Annotated in this window: 23 protein-coding genes, 1 pseudogene and 1 riboswitch; of the genes and pseudogenes, 5 read left to right on the top strand and 19 right to left on the bottom strand. The window is 35.9% G+C overall.

The window, feature by feature from the left end; genetic code table 11:
* Positions 1-265: 265 nt before the first annotated feature.
* Complete coding sequence (locus RE409_RS03960) at positions 266-763, bottom strand: PaaI family thioesterase (protein ID WP_201254243.1); 498 nt, start codon at positions 761-763, stop codon at positions 266-268.
* Positions 764-1,107: 344 nt separating this feature from the next.
* Between RE409_RS03960 and RE409_RS03955 the strand changes: the two genes are divergently transcribed.
* Entirely contained in the window at positions 1,108-1,719 is a 612-nt protein-coding gene (locus RE409_RS03955) for an ABC transporter permease (RefSeq protein ID WP_242485333.1), read from the top strand.
* Positions 1,720-2,436: 717 nt separating this feature from the next.
* Positions 2,437-2,859 (top strand): annotated as a pseudogene (locus RE409_RS03950) (carboxymuconolactone decarboxylase family protein).
* Between the two features lie 177 nt (positions 2,860-3,036).
* Here the strand turns inward: RE409_RS03950 and RE409_RS30595 are convergent.
* The 10 genes from RE409_RS30595 to RE409_RS03905 all read right to left on the bottom strand — a co-directional run bounded on the left by RE409_RS30595 (position 3,037) and on the right by RE409_RS03905 (position 12,898).
* Positions 3,037-3,312 carry a transposase gene (locus RE409_RS30595; protein ID WP_207198782.1) on the bottom strand — a complete coding sequence of 92 codons (276 nt, stop codon included), beginning with the start codon at positions 3,310-3,312 and terminating at the stop codon, positions 3,037-3,039.
* A 262-nt stretch (positions 3,313-3,574) separates the two neighbouring features.
* Positions 3,575-5,365, bottom strand: coding sequence for a glycosyltransferase family protein (locus RE409_RS03945; RefSeq protein WP_309558563.1), 1,791 nt, complete (start codon positions 5,363-5,365; stop codon positions 3,575-3,577).
* Between the two features lie 37 nt (positions 5,366-5,402).
* Positions 5,403-5,726, bottom strand: coding sequence for a hypothetical protein (locus RE409_RS03940; RefSeq protein WP_201182733.1), 324 nt, complete (start codon positions 5,724-5,726; stop codon positions 5,403-5,405).
* Between the two features lie 20 nt (positions 5,727-5,746).
* Positions 5,747-6,931 (bottom strand): glycosyltransferase family 4 protein, encoded by a 1,185-nt coding sequence (locus tag RE409_RS03935; RefSeq protein WP_057217183.1) that lies wholly within the window; start codon positions 6,929-6,931, stop codon positions 5,747-5,749.
* Between the two features lie 498 nt (positions 6,932-7,429).
* Positions 7,430-8,458, bottom strand: coding sequence for an FUSC family protein (locus RE409_RS03930; protein WP_056528993.1), 1,029 nt, complete (start codon positions 8,456-8,458; stop codon positions 7,430-7,432).
* Positions 8,459-8,591: 133 nt separating this feature from the next.
* The gene (gene tnpB, locus RE409_RS03925; RefSeq protein ID WP_309558561.1) at positions 8,592-9,797 is read right to left on the bottom strand and encodes an IS200/IS605 family element RNA-guided endonuclease TnpB; all 1,206 of its coding nucleotides are present in this window, start codon (positions 9,795-9,797) and stop codon (positions 8,592-8,594) included.
* A 219-nt stretch (positions 9,798-10,016) separates the two neighbouring features.
* Positions 10,017-10,589, bottom strand: coding sequence for a YdhK family protein (locus RE409_RS03920; RefSeq protein WP_201222106.1), 573 nt, complete (start codon positions 10,587-10,589; stop codon positions 10,017-10,019).
* Between the two features lie 383 nt (positions 10,590-10,972).
* Positions 10,973-11,599, bottom strand: a complete 627-nt coding sequence (locus RE409_RS03915) for a hypothetical protein (RefSeq protein WP_201182739.1) — start codon at positions 11,597-11,599, stop codon at positions 10,973-10,975.
* A gap of 74 nt (positions 11,600-11,673) precedes the next feature.
* A complete protein-coding gene (locus RE409_RS03910; protein ID WP_053344532.1) occupies positions 11,674-11,910 on the bottom strand; it encodes a hypothetical protein in 237 nt (78 codons plus the stop codon).
* 220 nt (positions 11,911-12,130) lie between these two features.
* The gene (locus RE409_RS03905) at positions 12,131-12,898 is read right to left on the bottom strand and encodes an arylamine N-acetyltransferase family protein (protein ID WP_201222108.1); all 768 of its coding nucleotides are present in this window, start codon (positions 12,896-12,898) and stop codon (positions 12,131-12,133) included.
* Between the two features lie 306 nt (positions 12,899-13,204).
* Between RE409_RS03905 and RE409_RS03900 the strand changes: the two genes are divergently transcribed.
* Positions 13,205-13,570 (top strand): carboxymuconolactone decarboxylase family protein, encoded by a 366-nt coding sequence (locus tag RE409_RS03900; RefSeq protein WP_201225029.1) that lies wholly within the window; start codon positions 13,205-13,207, stop codon positions 13,568-13,570.
* A 137-nt stretch (positions 13,571-13,707) separates the two neighbouring features.
* On the opposite strand, the gene RE409_RS03895 is transcribed toward RE409_RS03900, so the two are convergent.
* The 5 genes from RE409_RS03895 to RE409_RS03875 form a co-directional block, all read right to left on the bottom strand.
* Entirely contained in the window at positions 13,708-14,331 is a 624-nt protein-coding gene (locus RE409_RS03895; RefSeq protein WP_201225030.1) for a spore coat protein, read from the bottom strand.
* 410 nt (positions 14,332-14,741) lie between these two features.
* Complete coding sequence (locus tag RE409_RS03890; protein ID WP_162878748.1) at positions 14,742-14,912, bottom strand: hypothetical protein; 171 nt, start codon at positions 14,910-14,912, stop codon at positions 14,742-14,744.
* Between the two features lie 22 nt (positions 14,913-14,934).
* Positions 14,935-16,716: a phosphomethylpyrimidine synthase ThiC gene (gene thiC, locus RE409_RS03885; RefSeq protein WP_056527356.1), complete on the bottom strand. Its 1,782-nt coding sequence runs from the start codon at positions 16,714-16,716 to the stop codon at positions 14,935-14,937.
* 133 nt (positions 16,717-16,849) lie between these two features.
* Positions 16,850-16,966, bottom strand: a riboswitch (TPP riboswitch).
* A gap of 150 nt (positions 16,967-17,116) precedes the next feature.
* Complete coding sequence (locus RE409_RS03880) at positions 17,117-17,905, bottom strand: HAD family hydrolase (RefSeq protein ID WP_201182747.1); 789 nt, start codon at positions 17,903-17,905, stop codon at positions 17,117-17,119.
* Between the two features lie 180 nt (positions 17,906-18,085).
* Positions 18,086-18,622: a histidine phosphatase family protein gene (locus tag RE409_RS03875; RefSeq protein WP_309558560.1), complete on the bottom strand. Its 537-nt coding sequence runs from the start codon at positions 18,620-18,622 to the stop codon at positions 18,086-18,088.
* A gap of 102 nt (positions 18,623-18,724) precedes the next feature.
* Here RE409_RS03875 and RE409_RS03870 point away from each other — a divergent pair, with 102 nt between their 5' ends.
* Positions 18,725-19,621, top strand: coding sequence for a PdaC/SigV domain-containing protein (locus RE409_RS03870; protein WP_201182751.1), 897 nt, complete (start codon positions 18,725-18,727; stop codon positions 19,619-19,621).
* A gap of 366 nt (positions 19,622-19,987) precedes the next feature.
* Here the strand turns inward: RE409_RS03870 and RE409_RS03865 are convergent, their stop codons facing one another.
* Together RE409_RS03865 and RE409_RS03860 are read right to left on the bottom strand one after the other, a co-directional pair.
* Positions 19,988-20,446, bottom strand: a complete 459-nt coding sequence (locus tag RE409_RS03865; protein WP_201182754.1) for a hypothetical protein — start codon at positions 20,444-20,446, stop codon at positions 19,988-19,990.
* 331 nt (positions 20,447-20,777) lie between these two features.
* A complete protein-coding gene (locus tag RE409_RS03860; protein WP_397444172.1) occupies positions 20,778-21,677 on the bottom strand; it encodes a glycerophosphodiester phosphodiesterase in 900 nt (299 codons plus the stop codon).
* 352 nt (positions 21,678-22,029) lie between these two features.
* Between RE409_RS03860 and RE409_RS03855 the strand changes: the two genes are divergently transcribed.
* Entirely contained in the window at positions 22,030-23,256 is a 1,227-nt protein-coding gene (locus RE409_RS03855; protein ID WP_201182756.1) for a sensor histidine kinase, read from the top strand.
* 75 nt (positions 23,257-23,331) lie between these two features.
* Here RE409_RS03855 and RE409_RS03850 read toward each other — a convergent pair whose 3' ends face one another.
* Positions 23,332-24,165: an ABC transporter permease gene (locus tag RE409_RS03850; protein ID WP_379161119.1), complete on the bottom strand. Its 834-nt coding sequence runs from the start codon at positions 24,163-24,165 to the stop codon at positions 23,332-23,334.
* Between the last annotated feature and the right edge of the window lie 23 nt (positions 24,166-24,188).

Below are 24,188 nucleotides of genomic sequence, written 5' to 3'. Positions count from 1 at the left end.
CATCGGTATTTTGGTACAAAAAGCGCATCCGCCTTGGAATCACCCACTTGGATGGACTTTCTCCATCAAGCTAAGGTGAATATGTATGTTAAAACATTCTGCCCTGCACTGTCTTTCATTCTTTGATTTTGAAGATACTTGCTAGGTGCACTAAATAACCGTCCAAAATGCTTGGACGGTCACATACTCTTTTTCTTATAAAGCTTTTATTAGGCCTTACTTCTTCTCAACTGAAGGATCCGTTGCATTGATTACTTATGACTCATCATGCTAGGGATTGTTCTTTGCTTTTAAAAGTGCTTGGCATCACCACTGCTACAACTTCTCCACGAGCACAAAGTGTTTCATTTGCAAATACTTCTGTATCAATTTTCCACTTCTTAGGATGAATCTCTTGTATCCTCCCAACCGCTATTAATGGAACATCATTTGGAGTTGGCCTTACAAATTCCACTTTTAATGAAGCTGTTACAAACCGAGGAGGCTCTATTCCATCCCCAACTTCATGCCCATTTTTTCGATGCAATGCCAATGCAGCCGAACCTGTTCCATGACAATCAATTAACGATGCAATTAAGCCGCCATAAACGAAGCCTGGAATTGCAATATGTTCTGAGCGTGGTGTATAAATTGTCCTAGTTTGTTCTCCTTTCCAACCCGTTCGAAAATGATGACCATCTTTATTTAACCGACCACATCCATAACACCATGCAAATGCATCTGGATAATCATCTTGAATCGCTTTTAGCACTTTCTCCTCCATCATTTCTCCCCCTGCATTTTTCAGAATATTATAATATCAAGGATACTGTAGAAGCTTCACTAATTCAATATTGTGATGATCGCTCTTAATTTAGTAATACAAGTTTTGAGAATTAATTGACATTTTCTGTTGTATTCACCAATAGAATTTCTGCTAGAATGGTTTCCACATTTTTTCACGTTCAATAGATCTTGGAGTATAATTAAAAGTGTTAATATATGTAAAAGTTCGGAGCGGTAAGAAATGCAATCTAATATTTTGCTAGTGGAAGATGATTTATCGATTCAAGAAATGGTAGAAAGCTATTTAACAAAATAAAAGGTACGATTATCGCAAACATAATCATGACACCTATACTGTGTTTCGTTATGTATTTAGAACAGCAGGAAAGAGATTCAATGATTACAATGTATCAAGAAGCCTTTGTAATGATCGGCGCAATGGTGAGAGCTACATTTATTGTGTTTGCCGCAGTATTGATTGCGAAAATAGTCATTGAGGAATATAAAAACAAAACCATTTTGATTATGTTCTCATATCCCATTAATCGAAAGAAAATGATTGCTAGCAAACTGTTATTTATAGCTGCGCTGACGTTTATCACCATGTTGGTGACTAATATCATTGTTGCGGGATCATTTACTATCATAAATAGCTATTTTCCCATTGTTCCATTTTCAATAACTGCAAATCAGTATTTTGGAGAGGCCTTAAAAATGATTCCATATTCCATTGCCACAGCAGGAATCAGCTTAATTCCATTGTATTTTGGGATGCGTAAACATTCTGTTCCGGCCACAATAAGTTCATCCCTTATAGTAGTGATGATTGCTTGTGCTTCTAATCCAGCATTCTCAATGGTGACTTTCATTCCTCTTCAATTAGCGCTCGCGGCAGTCGGAGTAACAATTGCTTACTCGGCGATTCGAAATATTGAGAAAGAGGATGCGATTTAACTTGAAGAACGGGCAAGCAAAGAGGGTATGTCAACACTAAATTTAACGACTTTTATAAGTACCATCGCTGAAATTCCACTGGTGTCAAATAATAAAGTGTTCCATGAATGTCAATGTTGTTAAACCAATATACAATTATCTAGTTCAGGAGCCAGCTGTTCAAGCGAAGCGACATGTGCCCCGTTTGCGAATTCATTTCTAAACGCGTTGTACATCGCTTCGGCCACGGTGTTACCATACGGACATACTTTTGCACACTAAGTAATAGTTGATTTCCAAATGTCTCTAGTGCATCTGAAATCAACTTATTATCTTTGTCACGATCTATAAAACAGTTGAATATGATGTAAAATCCTTTTTATACTGAAATAAAGTTTGATTAAATTAACGTCATCTTAAAATGGACAACATACATAAAAAGTTTCAAGATGGTCAATTATCATAATCATTTCCCCTGCTCCTTTTCTCGATATAAATGACAAAAGCCCCTGTACGCTAGGTAGCGTTCAGGGGCTTTTAGTTCTCCTCACTTACTTTATAGAAGTAGCCCAATACACCTGCAGTTCGTGAATTTATCCAGTATATTCCAGCTGAATTACCTTTTTAATCATGAAAAAAAGGAATGAATTGCATGAGTTATATGTATTTTACGAATAAAGAAAACTGCGTTATAGTTATTTCTGTCAAATACAAATGATTTTTTAGGAGGAAAATAACATGGAAAAAACTCGTTACCAACAAGGTGTAGATATTATAAAGGAGTATACTTTAACAGATAAAAAGGAAATTGGAACACACATGAATATTGTAGACGAATTTAAAGAACTTGCACCTGATTTAGAGAGTTATATTGTTGAATTTGCTTTTGGAGATATTTAGTCACGAGAGGGCTTAACTAATCATCAACGTACGATTGCCACAATCTCTTCTCTTGTAACTCTAGGTACGGAGCCGCAATTGGAATTGCATATCAACACAGGACTTACAATTGGATTAACTCCAAATGAAATTGTTGGAACTGTCATGCACTTGATTCCCTATACAGGCTTCCCCCGTGTCTTGAATGCTCTAAAGGTGGTAAAAAAAGTTTTTGCTCAAAGAAATGTAAAAATTAAGGATTTAGAAATGCAGCCAAATTAATAAAACCGCTAACACGCCTTAAACGACCACATGCTAAAGCAGGTGGATTTGGACATATATGTCGACGACTAAAGTCATCCCAAAGTCCTTAAGCATAATAAATTTTTTCGACATATTCAGTCTTCAATCCTGAATATGCCGTTCTTTTCTTCAGTGACTTGATTAGCTATATGATTTCTAATTGTTTCTTCTGTCATCGTTCCTACTGTGGCTCAGAAATAGCCTCTTACCCATAAATGTTGTCCCCCAATACTTCTTTTTCAGCTCAGGGAATTGATCCTGCAGAATTCTTGAGGATCTTCCTTTTAGGTACTGCATGATTTTACTGGGTGCTAAACTTGACGAACAAGATAATAATAAGTGTATATGATCCTTACCTACACCTACCAAATATGGATGTAACGAATAAAGAAGAAATAGATCAAGTCTTCCCTTTTTACCGGTACCTTCCATATGCAAGGTACCGGTAAAAAGGGAAGCAAACAAAAAGCAGCCCCGAAAACACAATTTTCATCGTGTATTTAGGGCTACTTGACGTTTACATTGGAAAGGAGTCTTGAGTCTGATTTTGACTTTAATCTCTCAGGGGACATATAGCTTTCTGAAATATCAGCACCAAGGAAGCTGCTATTGTTTCACAATTTAATGATTTTCTATTTTGAGTCTTTTCCATTGCATTGTCTACTTAGTCAGCTTCAAAAAAACCTTCCCCTTCTTAAAAGTTAAGCCTTTTTCTTAAATCCCAATATTTAAATGTTATCTTACCCATTTTCGACTTCGAAAGTGAATCGTATTTACGTCCAAGTGCTAGGTTTTGTTTTTCTAGCTTAGTAATTTGTTTAAGTTGAACCGCGTTCAGTTTTTTTAATTTCTTTACTTCTTTAACAAATTCTTTGTTTTTCACTCTCACATCATTGTTTTTATTTTCTATAATTATCCGTTCTTTTTTTGAAATTTCCATGTCTTTTGGTTTTAATTTTGGAGTGCTATTGGTTTCAAATCCTATAGTTTTTAGATATGGCAAATTATTTTGAAAGTTTTCCTCAAAGCCGCTATAACTTTTATGAATTTGAAGGAAGGTAAAACATCCTGCTTTTTCCGCTTGAATGATTTGACCAAACCGAGACAGCTTAACAAGTTTTTCTACTTTTTTTAATTCTTCTGGAATGCTTTTGAAAATATAGGTGAAAACTTCTTCAACATTTATATCTGCAGGCAATTTTTTTACCTGATGGGATGGTACATGCTTATTTAGTTCATCAAAGTCATCTTCATCAATATAATATGCATTTCCACTTTTATATAAATAATCAGTAATACGTCTACTCCATAATAGCCCTTGCAGTTTTTTTAATGCTTCCGAAAACAAAAACTGCCTGCTAACTTGATACATTCGTTTGGCTGCAAACTCATAAATATCCTTATTACATAAAGCTAATTTGACTGTGTCACGGAAATCCTTCTCTGTAACAGCATATAACGGGTAATCTTCCCCAAAAAGCTTTAAATGCATTTTGGTTGGATTCATTATTACAGCCTTCCTTAAAATTCCGTATTCCAATAACTTCGTAGACAGTTCCAGACTGCTGTCCATTTCCTCACTTCTCCAGGTTATCCCAATGTCACTGTTCACTATTAATTGTTGAGCATTCTCCCTCGTCACTGCCCCGTACCATGTAAGCCCTTCTGTATGTTCCAGGAGATATGTTGCTTCTTCCTTAAACTGAGAATCGCCTTTAACCCATTTGAATTTATCCCCTGCTATATCAAGTGAAAGATTCGGAATCTCACGCTTTAATTCTTTAAAAGCAGTAATGATAGGAATCGTCTTCCAATCAGGGTCAAATTTCCCGGTATATACAAGTTTGTGTTTTAACCGATCTTCCCCTCCTGCTGATTCAACGTTTGGTATCATCGGGGTAAGCAGGGAAACTTTGTTTTTTTCTTTATTCAAATTAAGAATCTCAATTACAAATTCGCACATCTCTTCTGTTTGACATAAGAAATAAGCACATTGATTGTATATATTTTTGATGCTCTCAAATTTTTCTTCATTAACATCCTGACCTATGTGAGTTAAGCCTGTAGCATAAACCAATGTATTCTTTATGATATGCTTATGCCTTGCTATTTTTTCAACAGTCTCAATGCTTCTTACAAATAGCCAATCATATTCCTTTTGACTCCAATAATGAGAAATGAGCATTTCAGCAATATCAAAATTAATGACACCTTTTTTTACCCATTCTTCATCGGTGGCATTAAAAAAAGGATCAACAAAAGGATTAAGAATCGTTATATTGTCAAATTTCTCAAGTGGCTGAATTAATATATCGCGTTTGACTGGGCTAGCTAAAAGTAAATCTACCTCGATGTTAGAATCTAACGCAATAGTCGAAGCTAGGGAAGATAAAAATACTGCAGATCCATCCATTGAATTCATGTCAATAAAGCCAAATAGAAGTACCTTCATTTTTCTGTTACGCACTAATTCATGTGAACTCAAAGTTTTCACTCCAATGACTGAAATGTGATATGAATTTCTATTTTTTTATTTGTTCTTTCATAGATGATTTGAGTGCAAGGTATTTCAACGTGAATTTCCCTATATATGTAACGTTGAATTTGTGTTCTAATAACTTAAGTCTACGTATCTCTTTGTTTAGCTTAATGTTTTCTTGTTGGGCTAACTTACTTTTTTCTAATTCTTCTCGCAACCTATTATTTTCTTTTGTAACGTTCTCAATAATGTTTTGTTTTTCAGTGCTATCGTTCTCTATGAGCTCTAATGTCATGGACATCATGTCTTTCATTTGTAATTCTAGTTCCTCATACATAGTTTTCCAATATTCGTTTCGTTCGTCCATATTGAAAAAACTCCCCTCCATTAACCTTGGATAATCTCTAATTCTCTTTTAATAACAACATCTACGGCGCATTTATCTCGAATAGACTGCGATGCTTGTTTTGACACTCTTAAGAATACGTCCGAATTGTAATATAAGCGTTCTATTGCATCCGCAATTTCGATAGGAGACTCAGGTTTTGTAAGAAGGCCAGAAACGTCGTGTTTAACGAATTCGGGGATTGCCGTGATATCTGTTGAAATCGGCACTAGCCCACTAGACATGGCCTCACACATTGAAACCCCTTGAGAGTCCAAACGGGTTGGACAAAGAAAAATTCCATACTCCTTATGCAATGCAGCGATTTGCTCTTGAGATATAAAGCCTTTATGAATAGTTACATTCTCAAAATTACGGATTGGCTCAACTGTTTGATCGAACAACTTTCCATCACCATAAAAAGCAAATTCTAATTTATTGAAATATGGTCTCTTTGAAAGCTCTAGCACTGCTTTCACCGATAAATCATTGGCATATTTCCGAGAAGCGTACGGCCTGATTGAAAGGACTTTTGTCCGCATATCTACTGGCTTTTCTATAAAAGTAAACAGATTGTCATCTATTACATTGGGAATGATTACTGAATTTTTCGATTCTGCTCTCGCGTCACATTCCGCTATATGTTCTTTGAACCATTTGGAAATATGAACAAAAGTTGTATCCAATTCATTCGTTTGATAAAACCAATTCATAAAAGAAAGCTGTGCTACATAATAGTCGTCCGCCATTTCAAGAATCTTCCGTAAGCTTTCAGGGCTTTCAAGAAAATTAAACCATCTTCTATGCCAAGCCTCCGTTTCAAAACCATGTATCCACGTAATAATTGGTAAATCTGTGCTTGTTTCTTTTATCGCTTGTACCATTTTTGAATTAACAAAATGAATGAGCGCTTTTTTATGTACTTTATGATTTAAGAACATGCGTAGATGCTGTTCAGTTCCTCGATAAACAGGCACATCTTCATACGAATACTTTTCTGCTTTTTTATAGGCAGGATGTAAAACAAAGACATCGACCTTCAAACCCTCTGCCAAATAAGCCTTGACTCTTCGGTGGATAAACCCATTACGATATAATTGCTTTTCGTGTGGATAAGCATTCGTAATGATTACATATCTATCTTTATCGTTAAATGTAAGTTCATTTAGATTTATAGATTGCTCCATTTTTGTTCACTCCTACTTTTCAGTCATCTTCAATCAGCCTGCTTACTCATCTGTAAATGAAAGATTTTTAGAAGACCCTTATCCCAAGTCAATTCTACTTTTAAAACTGTGAATCGATTATAACAAACATGTATTACTGAATATTGACATCAATACGAGAAGTATGTAAATAAAAGTAAAGTTTTCATGAATTTTTATATATTTTAGTAAAGGGAATAGGAATTCTAGAACATATTTTTAAAATTATTACAGAAATAGGGTGATTACCAGTATTCACATGAAGAGTTGATGACAATGTTAACTAGCAAAAATAAAGAGAGAACGATTCATTTACCAGAATCGTCCTCTTACATTGAAACTATTGTATTTTTTGTGTACTGGAAAATTAAGGCGAAATATCAAAACTGTTAAGTGAAATAGTCAAACGATGATGAAGATCCTTTAATACTATGGTACAGTGAGCATCCTTTTCTCCTGATTATAATCAGATGACTCCCATTACCTTTTTGCCGTTTGGTACTGATCGATTAATCGACTTAATCGTCGCAATTGAAGGCTATATTCTACGATGGAAGAAGCAATAATCATTGTGCGTAATTTCTGTTCTTTATTTTGACTGTATATTTCGAGAGCACGCTCGAAAAATATTTGGCTTTTTTCCGCCATATCATTTTCAATATGATAATCTTCCCCTTTTATTTTCCCCTCGTATTTTAGCAACAAGTATTCATGACCTTTGATTAACTCTTCAAGATGATGGTCGAAGAGATGGTTTTCCTCCTCATTCGTCTTACTCTGGAAATAATGTTCATCAATGTTTTCTACTACTTGTTCTGCCTGCTTGAGGGTCTTCAGCATTTGTTTAAATACTACGATTTCCCTAACATCCAGCTGGTTTAGTTTTACAAGGTTCCCTCTTTCTTCATCAAAAATCTTATATTGTTCTTCTAGTTTTGGAATGTCTTTAATTAATTTTGCATAGTGTTCTTGAAAAGATTTTGCCTTCATTTCCTTGGAAAATGCCGTACGTAATAATAAAGAAAGATTGTTAAAAATCAATTGAACTTTATCAAGGTAATTTCGTTTATATTTTGGTGGGAAGATGGCAATATTTACGATCATTGCACACACAATGCCAACTAAAATGATTAAACAACGATTTAATATAAAGTGTAGACTTTCATTACCTGGAGCACTCATGATGGCTAATACCGTAACGAGTGTAAGCGGTATTGTGCTTTCCATTTTCAATTTCAAACATAGCGAAATTACCAATATCATGACAAGTCCAATCATAATTGGACTATCCCCCAAGAAATGAATAGAAAAAAGCGCAGTCAGTGCACCAATTACATTGGTAATGATTTGGTCAAACAAATGCCTCCATGTACGATAAATAGAAGGCTGTATCGTGAAAACAGCTGCCACCCCTGCAAACACTGCAGGCTGCAAATTTAAGATCGAGCAAATTAACAATGCCAATGTAACAGCAATTCCTGTTTTAAGGACACGCGGGCCTAGAGTCATGGATTTGTATCTCCCATTCTGTAATCTTTATTAATAATCAACATAACAATTGAACTACCCACCACTTATCGACCTTACGGTCTGATTGAAGTGGGGGATTCCTAAGAACATTAGCCTATCGGCCAATTTTTAATTAGGCTACTCCCGTAGTTCCTACGGTTAGAAGCCTTATGGCTTCATTCATTAGATTGAGTCCTGCGTTAATATCTCGATCGTGGTGAGTAGTACAAAAAGGACAATCCCATTCACGAAGATTCAGATGTTTAACGTCTTTATTTTGGTAACCGCAGCTAGAACACAATTGGCTAGAAGCAAACGTTTTAGATACGGTCACGATTTGTTTACCATACCATTTTGCTTTGTATTCCAACATTTTTTTGAATTGGTACCAAGATACTTCACTAATAGCTTTAGCTAGTTTTTGATTTTTCATCATATTCGACACTTGCAAGTCTTCCATTCCAATCACATCGTGGTTTTTGATGATTTTGGTAGAAACTTTATGTAAGTAATCCATTCGGGCATTTGAAATTTTTTCGTGTAGGATAGCCACTTTTCGTTTTTGTTTTTGATAGTTTTTAGCTTCAGCCAATGGTTTATTTTGATTCAAGGCTATTTCTTGTCGCCTTGAAAGAATCCGTTGTGCTTTGGCCAATTTCTTTTCGACCGTCCGGAAGAATTTTGGGTTTTGATAGACCGTACCATCTGAAAGAATAGCAAAATTCTTCAAACCAACATCTACACCGCACGAACGATTCGTTTTAGGAAGTTCTTGTACATGGGTTTCCGCTAAAACGGAAATGAAATATTTACCCGAAGGGTTCCGCCTGATTGTGGCATTGATGATTCGCCCTTCGACTTCGCGGCTTTTAGCAAAACGAACTAGACCGAGTTTTGGCAATTTGATTTTTTTTCCAACAATTCCAATATTCCCATTCGTATGTTTAGTCGTATAGGACTGGATAGGATTCTTTTTCGATTTGAAGCGTGGTGACTTGTTTTGCTTTTTATAATATCGACTATAGGAATCTGCTAAATTTTCCACCGATTTCTGTAAGGCAATACTGTCTACTTCTTTCAGGAAAGAATACTCTTTCTTTAAAGCTGGAAGTTCTTTGATTGTTGCGTATTTATTCAGAAAAGAACCTTTCCTTTCATTAGAGGGTAATTGGCCGTTCTGCTTCATTTCTTCACAGATATACCAGTAGGCATCTTTCTCCTTTTGTTTGCCTAAAAAGAAGTTATAGACAAAACGGGAACAGCCGATCGTTTTATTGATTAGAACTAGTTGTTCTTTAGTTGGATAGATTCGAAATTTATAAGCTTTGTTTACGACCATTGGTTTCACCCCCTTATAGTTATTATTAACCACCGAACGTATGTTTGTCAAAAGATTACTTTGGCTTATGCCAAACCGCCATTCATCTCCCCCTTATCGTTGGGCTCTCGCCCTTCACATGCTTGAAGAGGGAGTCTTCCGGCGGGAAATGATAAAAAAGGTTAACCAGTAAGAACTGGCTAACCTTTGATTTGAACGTAAAAATTTGTTGTTTCAACATTATTCAGCCGATGTTAATTCACTTTCTGTTACCCATTTATGGTTTTTAACTTCTTCTCCACCATTAGTCGGAGTGAAATCAACCATATACACAGTCGTTTCTTCAGCAAAATCAATTTCAGCGGTTGCACCATCCATCCCCTCCATATGGGATGCATCTACTGTAACTTCTGCTCCAGGTTCTAACGTTTTCTCGCCAGCATCTTTAAGCTCTTCTTGAATAACCCATTTATGATTTTCCACTTTGTCTCCACCATTTGAAGGAGTATACGAAATAGCATAAGCGGTAGTATCATAGGCACCAACAATTGTTGCTTTCGCACCCTTCATACTTTCCATGTGATCTGATTCTATAATCGCTTGACTTCCGACTTCATAGGTTGGACTTTCAGCTACTTTTAAACCTTTAGGAACATCACCTGAACTAGAATGGTTCATGTCCATATTACTATGATCCTTGTCTTCCTTATTTTCTTTACTTTCATCATTAGTGTTGGAGCATGCACCCAATACTAAGAAAAGGGCTGCACATAATGATAAAATGATGGGCATTTTTATTCTTTTTTTCAGCATGTAATAAATCCTCCTTTAACATTTGAATACATCGTACCAATTAAATATGCAGAAATTGTGGAGTACGCTCAGGACAAAAAAATAGTGCCTTTCATACTGTTTTTTCATTTAGTGGGTTTATTCCGGTTTATCTCCTGACCTATAAACAAATAAAAAGACGACTTTTCCTACTCTAGGTGGAAAAATCGTCTTTTATTGTTATCCTAACCTGCTACAATTGAAGACTTAATTGGATAATTTCTTCTACTCATTACATAAAGAACTTACCTTTACTCAGCCTTCTGTTATATCTTCCCCTAAATGCTTTTTACTCAATCTTCAGGCAATGTGATTGTCATGTCATGAAGTAAGGGTAAACCCCCCCCTTTTTTACAATAAAGAAACTATTCGGAGGCTTTTGATTCTTCAATTTTCTTTATTATATGTGTAAGGTTCATAGAAGAATGTTCTTCAAAATCTCTACCAATAGACCTAAATAATCCTCTTGCTATACACCTTAAAATACTTTCGGCATGCTCGTCCACCATAAAAGACTTTTCAGGAAGACTTGATTCCACGTGAGCACCACCACTCTTTTGAGCAGACTCCTTAATAAAATCTAAGATTGTAATTTCCTGGAGAATGCCCCCTAAACTACTTTTATAGATTACTTGATTTCGCCAAATATTTAAATCAATCCTCGGCTTAGTGTAATCGAAAAGTTCTTCGGGTATTTCTGTATTGCCTTCTTTGCTTATTTCAATGAAATCTTTAACGGGATACAATTTCGGGTTAGGATTGATTTTCTTTATTAAGGAGTTATCAATGGTGACTTTTTCCCTCTTTATTCGTGTATATTTGTTCTCACATAGAATTAGTCTTAACTGCCCGGCAATAACATTATTAAATTCTTTTAAGTCGAAGAGTTCAACAAGCATTACGCTATATTCCAGAATTGTAATAGCCTCATCGAATTTCCGTTTAGTACCAGCGTTTGATCTAGTAAAAACTAATCGATTTTTCTTCTCCATTTTGAATCCCTCCTTTTCACCTATTCAATTAAAACTATAACAAATGATAAAAAAAAACACCCGTATTGGGTGCTTTATTTATTAGGCCTAAACTTAATTTGCTCTAATTTACGTTTATCTTGGTCTCCTGCAAATTCGATACTAATTACATTAGCTAAGTTGATATGCTTCCCACCTGCTTGTAACCATGTCGCATTTTGAATTAACTGCAGATTCAGAATACTATTGGCTTCATCAGTATAGGGTTCATTCGTCTCTAACTCCTCTGTTTCCCCATTCACATAATAAAATTTGTATTTTGCATTACTCATTTTCATCAGCCTCTTCTCTTGTACTTAGTTCGACAAGGAAGGGTGATTGTCCTGCATTTAATAAGGATAACAAAATCAGATTGTCTCCTTCCTTCAAGGTCGTACAGTAATGGTTCCCGTATGCACCCTAACAAATTCAATGTCTAGGTTAAGGAACATAAAAAAGGCTGTCAAAGGTTTCTCGACAGCCTGAGGGAGGGCAACTTTCTTTCGTTATCTCTTATCTATCAAAATACTGTTTCATTATCTCTTTGAATCGTGTGCTATCTATTTCTTCTTTTGTCACTTTCCCGTCGTCCCACTGCGTAAAGGATGTATCGGTTAAAGTGATGTTCCCGCTATTTGTAAGTCGAGTGATTAAAGGATGTTTGTTAAAAGGTGATTTTGGGTTTTCCCTGATGATAGTTTGAATCTCATTCAGTTCCACAACATTTTCTACGGTCTTTGAAGAATCGAAAGCATACCCAATTTTCCAATCGGGATCTTTATGTTTCAGCTTTAATTCAAAAATATAATCTCCATGTTCGTTACATTCCTTTTTAATTCGAAATTCACCATTTTGAGAAATAACGGTTTCTCCGTTAAACGGTACTGGTTTTAAAGGTAAATTCCCTCCAAATCCCGTATCGACTAAATAAGTTTGACCTTCATGATTTAATAGAATGGCGACATGGGTTCTACCTATGGTCATCCACCCTTGATTGTAAATTACGCCGCGAACTAAGAAAACGTCAAAGTCATTTTCCACTAGGAAAAAATAAAGCGCCGTATTCAATTCATAACAAAGTCCCCCCTCGTTTCTCACAAGAACTTTGTTCATGATATTTTCTTTGTTGATGTCACTAAGATGAGATGCCATGATGGATAAGTTTTCAAAGGGAATTGTTTTCGCTGTCTTTTCAAGAATTTCATCTAATTTTTCAAAAGTCACTTTTTCATGTTCCAGCAGCCCTATTCTTTTTCGGAATAATGCGTTCAGTTCATTCATTACGATTTCCCCCCTTAAGTTAGACACTGCAAAAAGGTATCTTAACTCTTTACATATTTCATTATACTTTGTCCATATTTTAGTCTTCAACTATTCTGGAGTGCCTTGCGGTCTATGGATGCTCTATACAAATGAGCTGTATGTGGCGATGCAACAGAATATCCTTATGTATATGTATTAGTGCATCTACACGTGATCTAACAGGCTATTCATTCACAATAACTCCATCGTTTTTGATTAATCATTTCTTGTTTAGTTCATACTAATTTTTGATGAAAGATTATTATGGATGGAGTTGAATGGGATATGGAATTTGAAGCAAAAAACACTACAGAAATTACTCTTCACGATTATAAAGCTGGTATTGGTATTTTTACGGATAAAATGCCTGAGCTCGCTGAGAAATTCAATTCCTTTACGGAAGAATGCTTTAAAGAAGGTCTATTATCTAAGAAAGAGAAACAGCTTATCGCTTTAGGCATAAGCTTATATTCTCAAGATGAATACTGTATTATCTACCATACTAAAGGATGCCTTGATCAAGGGTGTTCAGAACAAGAAATCCTGGAAGCAATCGGAGTGACGGCAGCATTTGGTGGAGGAGCAACTATGAGCCAGGCTGTAACTCTTGTCCAAAATTGTGTTCAGGAAATAAATCAGATGAAACAATAATAAGGAAACAACACTGGTTAATATTATTGAAGGGATAGGACTTACGGTGCTTAGTCCTATCCCTTAATAAATTGCTATAGTTATCTAACTGGTCGGAATAAATTTGCTAGTTTTTTTAGATTTTGTTTGTTTTTTAATTAATGGCTTACGTTGTTATTTCCTTGTGCGGGTGAATATGAATTCAACATTTGTTGCATATCCTGCTGTGCAAGCTGTGGAACTTGGTAGTAATGATGTTTGTTTTGATATATCGAAATCTCATATGCCATTTCAATGCAGTTCGGAACAGAAGCTGCAAATACGCGACGCACAACTGGGTTTGTAATTTCAAGTGCAGACATTGCTTTTAAAGAAGCAGCAGACTTCACTGCCCCAAGCATCAAGCCTGAAATGCATTCATCCGTAATTTCCGATACGGATTGCAAAGGTTTCTTTGGCTGAGTTGGTGTCAATCCATATATAAAATCGTTACCTTGATTCATGTTGTAACTCTGTGTTCGTTTGGATGGGTCCTGGCCAGATTGAAAGCACTCTAATGAAAGGTTATATTCATCTTGGATGAACTGATATTGACGATCCAGAATGTCCAGCAATTCCTGATCCTGTACATGCTGACGCAAAAGCATATAAGTGTTTAAAGTACCAATCGTTCCCGACAACACTTCATGTACATCGAATACTTCGTGACCACCGTGATTCATTTGTGGGGGTATAGCACCTGTTTGCATATTCTCGTGTGTTTGACCTTGTTGATTTTGCATCATGTAAATTCCCTCCTTGTTTTATGATGTGGACAAGCTTAGTATGTTAAAACAAAACAAGAATATCCGTGCAAAACCCTTCCATGAAAACCTAATAAAGCCACGTTCCTTTATACACTGGTTTTTATGACTAACATGATCCGAAGAAATGAGGGACATATAGGAATAAAGAAAAATACCTGGGGTAACTTATACTTATAAAAGAGAAAGGTAATGCCGAGGGTATCTATGGAGCTTTCTCAAAGTCTGATTCGGTGCTTATGAAAAATAAGGAAAAAGGATGGTTAGTCCTTTTTCTCCTTAATACTTATAAAACTGAATAATCCCAAGGAGCATTAAAGTCTTATTGATTTGCAATTTTTCTACTTACTAGAATACCAAGAATCCAAAGTTATTTAATCGAGAAATCCCTACCATTGCAGACTCTCAATTAAGTGGCACTTTGTGCATTCTTGTAAATAATCATTTTTTACAAATTCATGATTACAATTTTCCCGAAAAATACTCAGCTCTTTTTTAAGCTGATCCAGCTGATTTTCCAACTGTTTTATTTCAACTTTAATCTGGATTACTCGATTCATCGAATTCTCCTTTTCGTCCATATTATTGATAGATTTTTCCGTCTGTGTTTCTAAATTCATTCGCTTTTTCTTTCAAGCCTTCATCAATTACAGACTCAAAACCAAGCCCTTTTTCTTTAGCTAAATCACGAATATCTTGTGAGATTCTCATGCTGCAGAATTTAGGACCGCACATTGAACAAAAGTGAGCTGTTTTGGCACCCTCAGCAGGCAGAGTTTCATCGTGATATTCAACGGCTCTTTCAGGATCGAGCGATAGATTAAACTGATCTCTCCAACGAAATTCGAATCTTGCTTTTGAAAGGGCATCATCTCGTTTTTGAGCATTTGGATGGCCTTTTGCTAGGTCAGCGGCATGGGCTGCAATTTTATACGTAATAACCCCTATTCGAACATCCTCTTTATTTGGAAGACCAAGGTGCTCTTTCGGTGTCACATAACAAAGCATCGCAGTTCCAAACCAGCCAATCATGGCAGCCCCAATCGCAGAAGTAATATGATCGTAGCCAGGAGCTATATCAGTTGTTAGGGGTCCCAATGTATAGAATGGGGCTTCTTGACAAACTTCCAGTTGCTTATCCATATTTTCTTTAATTAAATGCATTGGAACGTGACCGGGCCCCTCAACCATAACTTGTACATCATGTTTCCAAGCAATCTTTGTTAGTTCACCCAATGTTTCCAATTCCGCAAATTGCGCCTCGTCGTTTGCATCTGCAATAGATCCAGGACGAAGTCCATCTCCTAATGAGAAAGATACATCATATGCTTTCATGATTTCACAGATTTCTTCAAAATGAGTATAGAGGAAGCTTTCTTCATGATGAGCCAGACACCATTGAGCCATAATAGAACCCCCACGGGAAACAATTCCCGTCATCCGCTTTGCTGTTAATGGGATATATCGCAGAAGCACACCAGCATGTATGGTAAAGTAATCAACACCTTGCTCAGCCTGCTCAATTAAAGTATCCCGAAAAACCTCCCATGTTAAATTTTCAGCGACTCCATCTACTTTTTCAAGCGCTTGATAAATCGGTACTGTTCCAACAGGTACAGGCGAATTTCTAATAATCCATTCACGGGTTGTGTGTATATTTTTTCCGGTAGAGAGATCCATGATGTTATCGGCTCCCCAGCGAGTGGCCCAAGTCATTTTTTCTACTTCATTTTCGATGGATGAACTAACCGCTGAATTCCCAATATTCGCATTTATTTTCACATGAAAATTACGTCCGATAATCATCGGCTCACTTTCAGGATGGTTAATATTAGCCGGTATAATGGCCCGCCCGCTAGCTACTTCATCTCGTACAAACTCAGCGGAAACACTTTCTCTAATCGAAATAAACTCCATTTCTGGGGTAATGATACCTTTACGAGCATAATGGAGTTGGGTTATGTTTCTCCCCTTCTTTGCACGCAAAGGATTTCGTATCAATCCCGGAAAAACTTCTGCTTTGGAATGAGACTCAACTTTTTTATACCCATTATCTTCTGGTTTTATTTCACGCCCCACATACTCTTCAACGTCTTCCCGTTCAAGAACCCAGTTGCGTCTAATAGGGTCAAGACCTTTACGAATATCAATAGAATACTCAGAATCCGTATAGAAACCGCTAGTATCATATACGCGTAGAGGTAAATTTTCCTCTTCACCAAATGCTCCTGTTGTGGGACTTAGTTTAATTTCACGCATAGGAACTTTTATATCAGGTCTAGACCCCTCTACATAAACTTTTTTACTTCCTGCAAAATTGGACATAATTGAAACGTTCATGTCATTTACTGAATTACTCATGATTTCATTTCTCCTTTTTAAGTTAGATTAAAAAGGACAAAATCCAATCCATTTTCGCACGAAAAAGCCAGGTCTCATATTTAAGACCCGGCTAAAGTTAGTATGACTACAGAAATGACCAAATTATATGTCATTGAATAGTAGATTCTAACTTCCCCACGCTGGTATGAACCAGATCAGGTCCTGAGGGTTAAGAAGCTTTAACGCGCTTCTCTCTCAGCCCAACTTTTATTGGACACCCCTAGTCTGAATAATATTAATTATTACATGGTAACTATATACCATCCATTTTGGTTTGTAAATAAATTCAAAGACCTATTATTTTAATGCCATGTTTTGAATTAAATAAAATCCCCTCCAAGTTAAGTTTTTTTGAACTTACTACTTGAAGGGGATATATCCGTTATTTATTTAGACTCTCAAGGATAGGAAAAAGCTCCTCTAAATGCGTGATTTCATAATTAGGGATGACTTCATTCCGTTCCTTATCATGACGGTTTATCCAAACCGATTTAATGCCTGCACGTGATGCACCAAGGATATCCGTCATTAAATTGTCGCCGACCATTAATACTTCATGCTTATCAAGCTCCATGATTTCTAATGCATGCTCGAAAATAGAAGCATCCGGTTTCCCACGTCCAAACGCGCCGGAAATAACGATTTGATCGAAATAAGGAACTAACTCAGGCGTGATTTCAAGCTTCGTATTTTGAAGCTCAGGCGAACCATTCGTCAGCAATAACAATTTGTACTTCCCTTTTAACTCATCTAACACCTGGAATGTTTCTTCATAAATAAATGGTTTTTTCCGTCTCTCAGCAGGGAAACGTTCTGCTAGCTCAAGACCAAATGCCGGGTCATCTATCCCTAATGCCTTCAAGCCTCTTGTCCATGCCTCTTTCCGATAAGCTGGTACAATCTCGGCCATCTTACGGAATTCATCATGATCATCTTGAAAATTACCCCAAAGTCCTTCAAACGGGTTGATACCGATCATTTGCGTAAATTCATATGTATCATAAGAAGAATAAAGCTCACGTGCTTCTTTCCGTACCGCTTCCTCAAACTCGTCAACATTCAAATCATATTTCGCCTTTGCCAATTCGCATGTCGCTATAAAAGCCTCTTTCACACTCTTCTGATCCCAAAGTAACGTATCATCTAAATCAAAAAAAACTGCCTTTACCAAAATGCTCACCCTCTTTTCCCTACCATTGAATTCGAAAAAATTACACTATTACAATAATAAACCACAACCATTAGAAAAAGAATAACTATCGGTAAAATGCCTTCATCTTTCTTTGAAATATCAAAAGGCTTACCCTATTTGCTCATGAAAACTTAAAAAAGTTCACATGCGAGTTTTTCCTTATTTTCTTTCGAACACATACAACTTTCCATTACTAGCAATCTTAAACTTTGGACCTGCGAATCCCCGTCGGATCAGCTCTTTCCTCATATATACCATGAGAGCAGCATGACTCACAATCAAAACATCCTGCTCTCCTTTTGCGAGAAGCTCGTCCAATACTTTATTGATCCGTTTCTCAGCAATCTTAATCTCCGCTCTCGTCTGCTTGTTAACTACCGAGCAACAGCGAATCCAAATGGCCCAAAGTATGAATGGCAGCTTCACCTTCCCGTTAAGAGGTGGAGATGGTATTTCCCGAAGTTCCTCCATCTGATTAACCTCACCAGGATAGATATGCTCAGCCGTCTTCACTGCTCTCGACATATCGCTGCAATAACATCTCTTCCATTCCACATCGTCCAATAAAATTGTCCCATAAATAATATCTGCTGCATCATAATCCTTAAACCATTGATTCATATCATCCGCCGTCACATATTTTCCAGTTGGGAATTCATGTGCCACCTTAAAGTGTCGTACTAAACCAATTTTCATTTTTTTCTCCTCTTTAACTTTTGAAATAAAAAATTCTCTTTCTAATTGATCCACCTACTTATATAATAGATAATGTAAAAATTATACAAAGGTGGTAATTGAATGCTATTCAAGAATTTCACTAAGATTGTCCTTGCTGTCGCATTAACTTTTACATGCATCTCTTTTTTACTGATAAAAATCGACTCAGTCTCAGCAGCCACTACAGAAAATGCCACGGTAAATACGAAGGGTTCCCCTTTAACTGTTAGAAGTGGCCCCAGCACCAGCTATAAAAAAGTAGGATCGTTGGAGAAAGGGAAAGCCGTAACCGTTTATTCGAAAACAAAATCCGGCTGGTCGGAAATTCGGTACAATGGAAAAAAAGCCTATGTATCTACAAAATATTTAAAATTCAGCAATGTGAAGATAACCAAGAAAAAATATAAAAATATCAGTGACTTGTCGTATCCGCAAGTATCAGGACTAAAAAGTAAAGCAGCGCAGGATAAAATTAATCAGGTGTTAACTAAGCATGCCAAGGACGCCTATTCCTCTTATCTGCAAGCCAAAAAGGATAGGGAAAAAGATAAAAATGAGGAATGGTGCAAAGAATCCCCATACTCTTGTCAGTATAGTTACAGTATTTCGTATAAAGTGAAATTCAACCAAGATGGAAAGCTAAGCATTCTTATTGACGATTACTACTATAGCGGTGGAGCTCATGGAATGGGATACACAACATCCTATAATTTCAAAGAATCTTCCGGTAAACAGGTGAAAATCAGTGAAATCCTCACATCCAAAGTGAAATATACGAAGGTGCAGAAATATGCTTATGACTACATGAGGAAAAGAGATAGTTTTTATGTGAAAAAACAGAGCGATGTTCCCGTCAATAAGGATTCACAGTTCTATTATACAAACGGGGGGATCTATCTCGTATTCCAAGAATATGAAGTGGCTCCTTATGCCGCTGGCCATCCTGCCGTAAAAATCCCAAGTAAGGTTTATAAATAATTTCGTTGCACAGGGGCTAACTCCTGTGCTTTTTTAGTACCCTTTAATTCAATATATCTAACAAATGATGAAAAATATAGAACCATATTTCACAATCCGATGCGATTTCATGCATACTTACCATCGCATTCAAAAAAGTGGATTTTTTAATAATAGATATTTGATGGGAATATGTTTTTAACCAATGCCGAACTTACTTTTGTCTGATTTAAACATAATTCGAAGAAGCTCTTAGTTAAAGGACGAGAATAAGGAGTGAATAGGGTTAGATGAGGCCGAATACGAAGAAAAGCTAACCAGAACAGATTTAAAATGATCCAAGAATAATAATGAAAATAGAGAAGGCTTTTACCTTCTCTATTTTTTTCACTTCAAAAATTGGAGTTCCGTAATCGTACATATTTTTCTAAATTTATATTTACCGCTCATATCACTAAATTGGTAATTATTCAGTACCTTTTCCAGCTGTCCTTTTAGCTTTTCTTCCGCGATAAATGAATCGACAGTCACTTTCCAATTTTCTTTTCCGATTAGATCATCTAACGGAATAATGTCTAGAACTTCATCATAAATTTGGATGCTCTGATCAATTCCAAAGCTTCCGTATATGCTGCCATTTTCATCAGCAAAAATATGCTCCGATTCCAGATCCTCCACCAACACCTCTAAAAACCCCTTTGACTCAACAGGCTTGATGGCAATCTCTGCTTCAGCCTTTACAGGCCCTAATCTCTTATCAACAATCTCAATCGTTAACTGAACTTGAATAGGCTGATATACTGCCTCAAACCCTTCACAAAGTTCAGCCGCCGAATTATATACCATCAGACCTACCTCCCTTTATCAATATTATTATATAATAAATTGTATCATTTTCTTATCAAACACTCTTATTCAAGATCATTTATCGGCCTTTCTTTTTTTAAAACACATATTATACTTCTCTATATCATAATACTATGAAGATCTGACGCGCAAATTGCCGTCGATGTCACACGTACGATAATATCATCCTTCTTCTGAAGTTTCGGATTAGGTTTAAATTCTAAAAAACGAGATACAAAAAAAAGCCCCGAAGAATCGAAGCTTGCTTATGGATACCTTTATTTAGTTGATGATTCCTAATAAGCTTATATAGATCTTCTCAATCTATTCTTCATTTACTCATAATCTGATTGTGTTTTTCTTTTTTATACTCTTTTATTACCTCATTAAATACATCAGGGTAATTTGTAAACAATCCCGTTGCTCCCCATTCTAAAGCTTTTTTCATATCAGCTCTTTCATTTACTGTATACGGATGAAATTGAAGACCATGATTTCTGACCATTTTCACGTATTGTCCATCTATCTTAGTGAAGTTCGGACCAACTCCAATGGCATATTCCTTAATAGATTCCAATTCTTTATCAGAAATAGTTGTCTGATTCTTATAAGAGAAAAGTTGAACCAGTGGCAACTTTGGATTCATGTCATGAACCTTCAACAGACTTTCTTTGCTGAACGATTGTATAAGTACATTTTTGGTACGTCCCTTTGAATCTACCATCTTATAATCTTTCAGAACCTCTAGAAGTTCTTTTTCCATTCCTGGATATACCTCTGGAGACTTAGTCTCAATATAATAATTTGCCTGTCTGCCAAATTTTTTAAAGACCTCTTCAAGAGTTGGAACCACTAACCCTTTATATTTCGTTTTTGCAAATTGCGGATATTTTTCATTGAACCAAGAGCCGGCATCCAGTTTTTTTATTTCTGCTAGTGTTAAATCTTTCACCAGACCTGTACCATTTGTTGTGCGATCCACCTTTTCATCATGCATCGCTATTAATCTTCCGTCCTTAGTCATCTGGAGATCGATTTCTATGTAGTCACCCTTCATTTGTTCTCCCAATTGATAAGCGGGAATGGTATGTTCAGGAGCATAACCAGAAGCACCGCGATGCGCGATATTCACAATTTTCTTCTCATAAATTGATGAGTTTGAGTGATTTTCTTTTGCTGAAGCAGCTGAAGCATCCAACGATGTAGCCTGTAATATAAATCCTACGCTCATAATACATAGACCTAATTTCTTTATACTAGTTTTCAATTTCCCTCTCTCCCTTCTATTATTACTTTCATTTTAGAAGGGAAATGTAAAGCTACAACTAATATAGTGTAAAGAAACTACACCTCTATAAAAATAAGGAAAGAAACCCATAAAACAGCATACTGATATAAATCACTTAGTTCGTTTCACCTATATTGAATGCACTATCCAGTTCCTTTAGACTTATTTTACTTAATTTGCTTCCCAATTTAAAGCTTTGTAAAATGAGATATCAAAATCTATGTTTTTTTGATTTACAAAAAACTAGTAAAAGATTACTATTAAAAAAAACAGAATATTAAAATCAAGGGGAATTATGTTAAAAAACTATCAGTATTATCAAAACAAACACCGATTTATACTTAAGGCATTTATGGCAATGATATCCTTTTTACTATTAGTTGGCATTTCTGTATCTCCAATAAGTTGGAAAGCTAATCCTTACGATATGTCTTTACAGGTCATTTTGATATCTGGAATCATTCTTTCTTTGTTATTTTTCGTAAAAAAAGAAACTAATTTATATAAAACCCTGTTCATTTTCTTAATTACTGTTTATTTATATATTAAATTTTGGGTATTCCCAGATACTGCAATTATGTTGTCTTTATTCGCAATAGCACCCTTAATCCCCATTTTTCTCTTTGATAAAATAGGGTTTTATATTGTCGCTTCTTTAAATATCATACTTGGACCTACTTTTATCTTAGTTATTTCGCATACAAATCTTCAGTATACGTACGAGTATGTCGCATTAGATAGTTTTGGTAATACATTGAATTTTATAGCTATACAAATAATATTAGTATTTGTATTTATAGGAACAAACAATAGAATGCAATCCACAAATGCATTTCATAAAGAAATTCAACAAGCTAAACAATTAAATTCAGTCGGTCAGCTAGCCGCTACCATTGCGCATGAAATAAGGAACCCCATTACAGTCGTAAAAGGATTTGCCCAATTATTAGATCAAGAAAAAGAACTGAACGAAACAGAAAAATTTTATGTACAAACCATGCTTACAGAACTTGAATATACACAGGTAATAATTAATGACTATTTATCATTAGCAAAACCACAATCAGGAAATATCCAGGTTATTCATTTGAATCATGAAATTCAGAAAATCTCTGATCTATTAACTAGTTTTGCTAATAATTGTAATGTAGGCTTTCTACTTAAATTTAGCGGAGAACTATACATCAAAATGAATCCGATTGAACTTAAACAAGTATTAGTAAATATTATTAAAAACGGGATTGAATCAATGAACAATCCCGGATTTATCACTGTAGAAACAGAACAAGAACGAAATATGGCAAAAATAAAAATCACGGATACAGGTATAGGACTTTCTAAGGAACAGCTTGAAATACTAGGCACGCCGTTTTATTCACTTAAAGAAAGAGGTACCGGTATCGGCTTAACTGTTTGCTATAATATCGCCCAAAAATACAAGGGAGAAATTATAGTTAAAAGCCAATTGAATAAAGGAACATCCTTCACTATTTTTTTACCTTTATATAAAGAAAAAGAATAAAAAACAACACCTTCCAGTAACTCCAACAAAACAAAAAAAGGATGACCTCCCATCACGGGCGGTCATCCTTTTCAATTAAGCTTTAAAGCTATCTTGCCATTTCAGTAAATGATTTTCCAAAAAGCGGACAAAAGAGTCTGAGATTTTACCAGCGAGAGCAAAAATGATGATACCTACGAATACGACGTCAGTTTGCATAAATGAACGGGCATCTTGGATCATGAAGCCTACCCCTTTATCTGCCCCTAATAATTCAGCGACGACCAAGCACATCCATGCGGAACTTAATGCTAAACGGATACCGAGTAATATGTTTGGTAAAGCTGCAGGAATCATGAGCTTCGTTATTTGTTCCAGACGGCTATATTCTAAGATTTGAGCAACATCATATAGTTTTTTATCCACATTCCGAAGTCCTAAAAAGGTTTGTAAATATAAAGGAAAAAAAGCACCTAACGCAATAAGCAGTACTTTAGATAATTCACCAAATCCGAACCACATAATGAATAAAGGTGTAATGGCAAGTAAAGGAACTGTTCGTAACATTTGAATGCTTGGGTTTAAATACTCCTCGGATTTTTTTTGCATACCAACAATGACTCCGATCAATAAACCTAAAAAACCACCTAATGCAAAGCCAAGAAGCGCCCGCGTTAAACTAATTTGTAAATGTATGGCCATTTCACCTGACTGAACGAGATCAATAAAAGTAGTAACGATCAATAAAGGTGATGAGAATAATTGGGCAGGCAGGATTCCAACTGAACCTAATGATTGCCATGCAATCAACACTACAACAGGAAGGAATAATCCTCGAAATGCTGATTTGGCCATTTTGGATTGTTTTGTCGTTTTCCTAATGACAATCGTCTTGTTTTGAGCAACGGTCTGTGTAGACATTTTCTTCATCCTTTCTTTCTTTTTAAAAATTT

This window comes from Peribacillus sp. R9-11 (genome assembly GCF_031345095.1).
GTDB lineage: Bacteria > Bacillota > Bacilli > Bacillales > DSM-1321 > Peribacillus > Peribacillus butanolivorans.
This window is presented reverse-complemented; position numbering and strand designations above follow the sequence as displayed.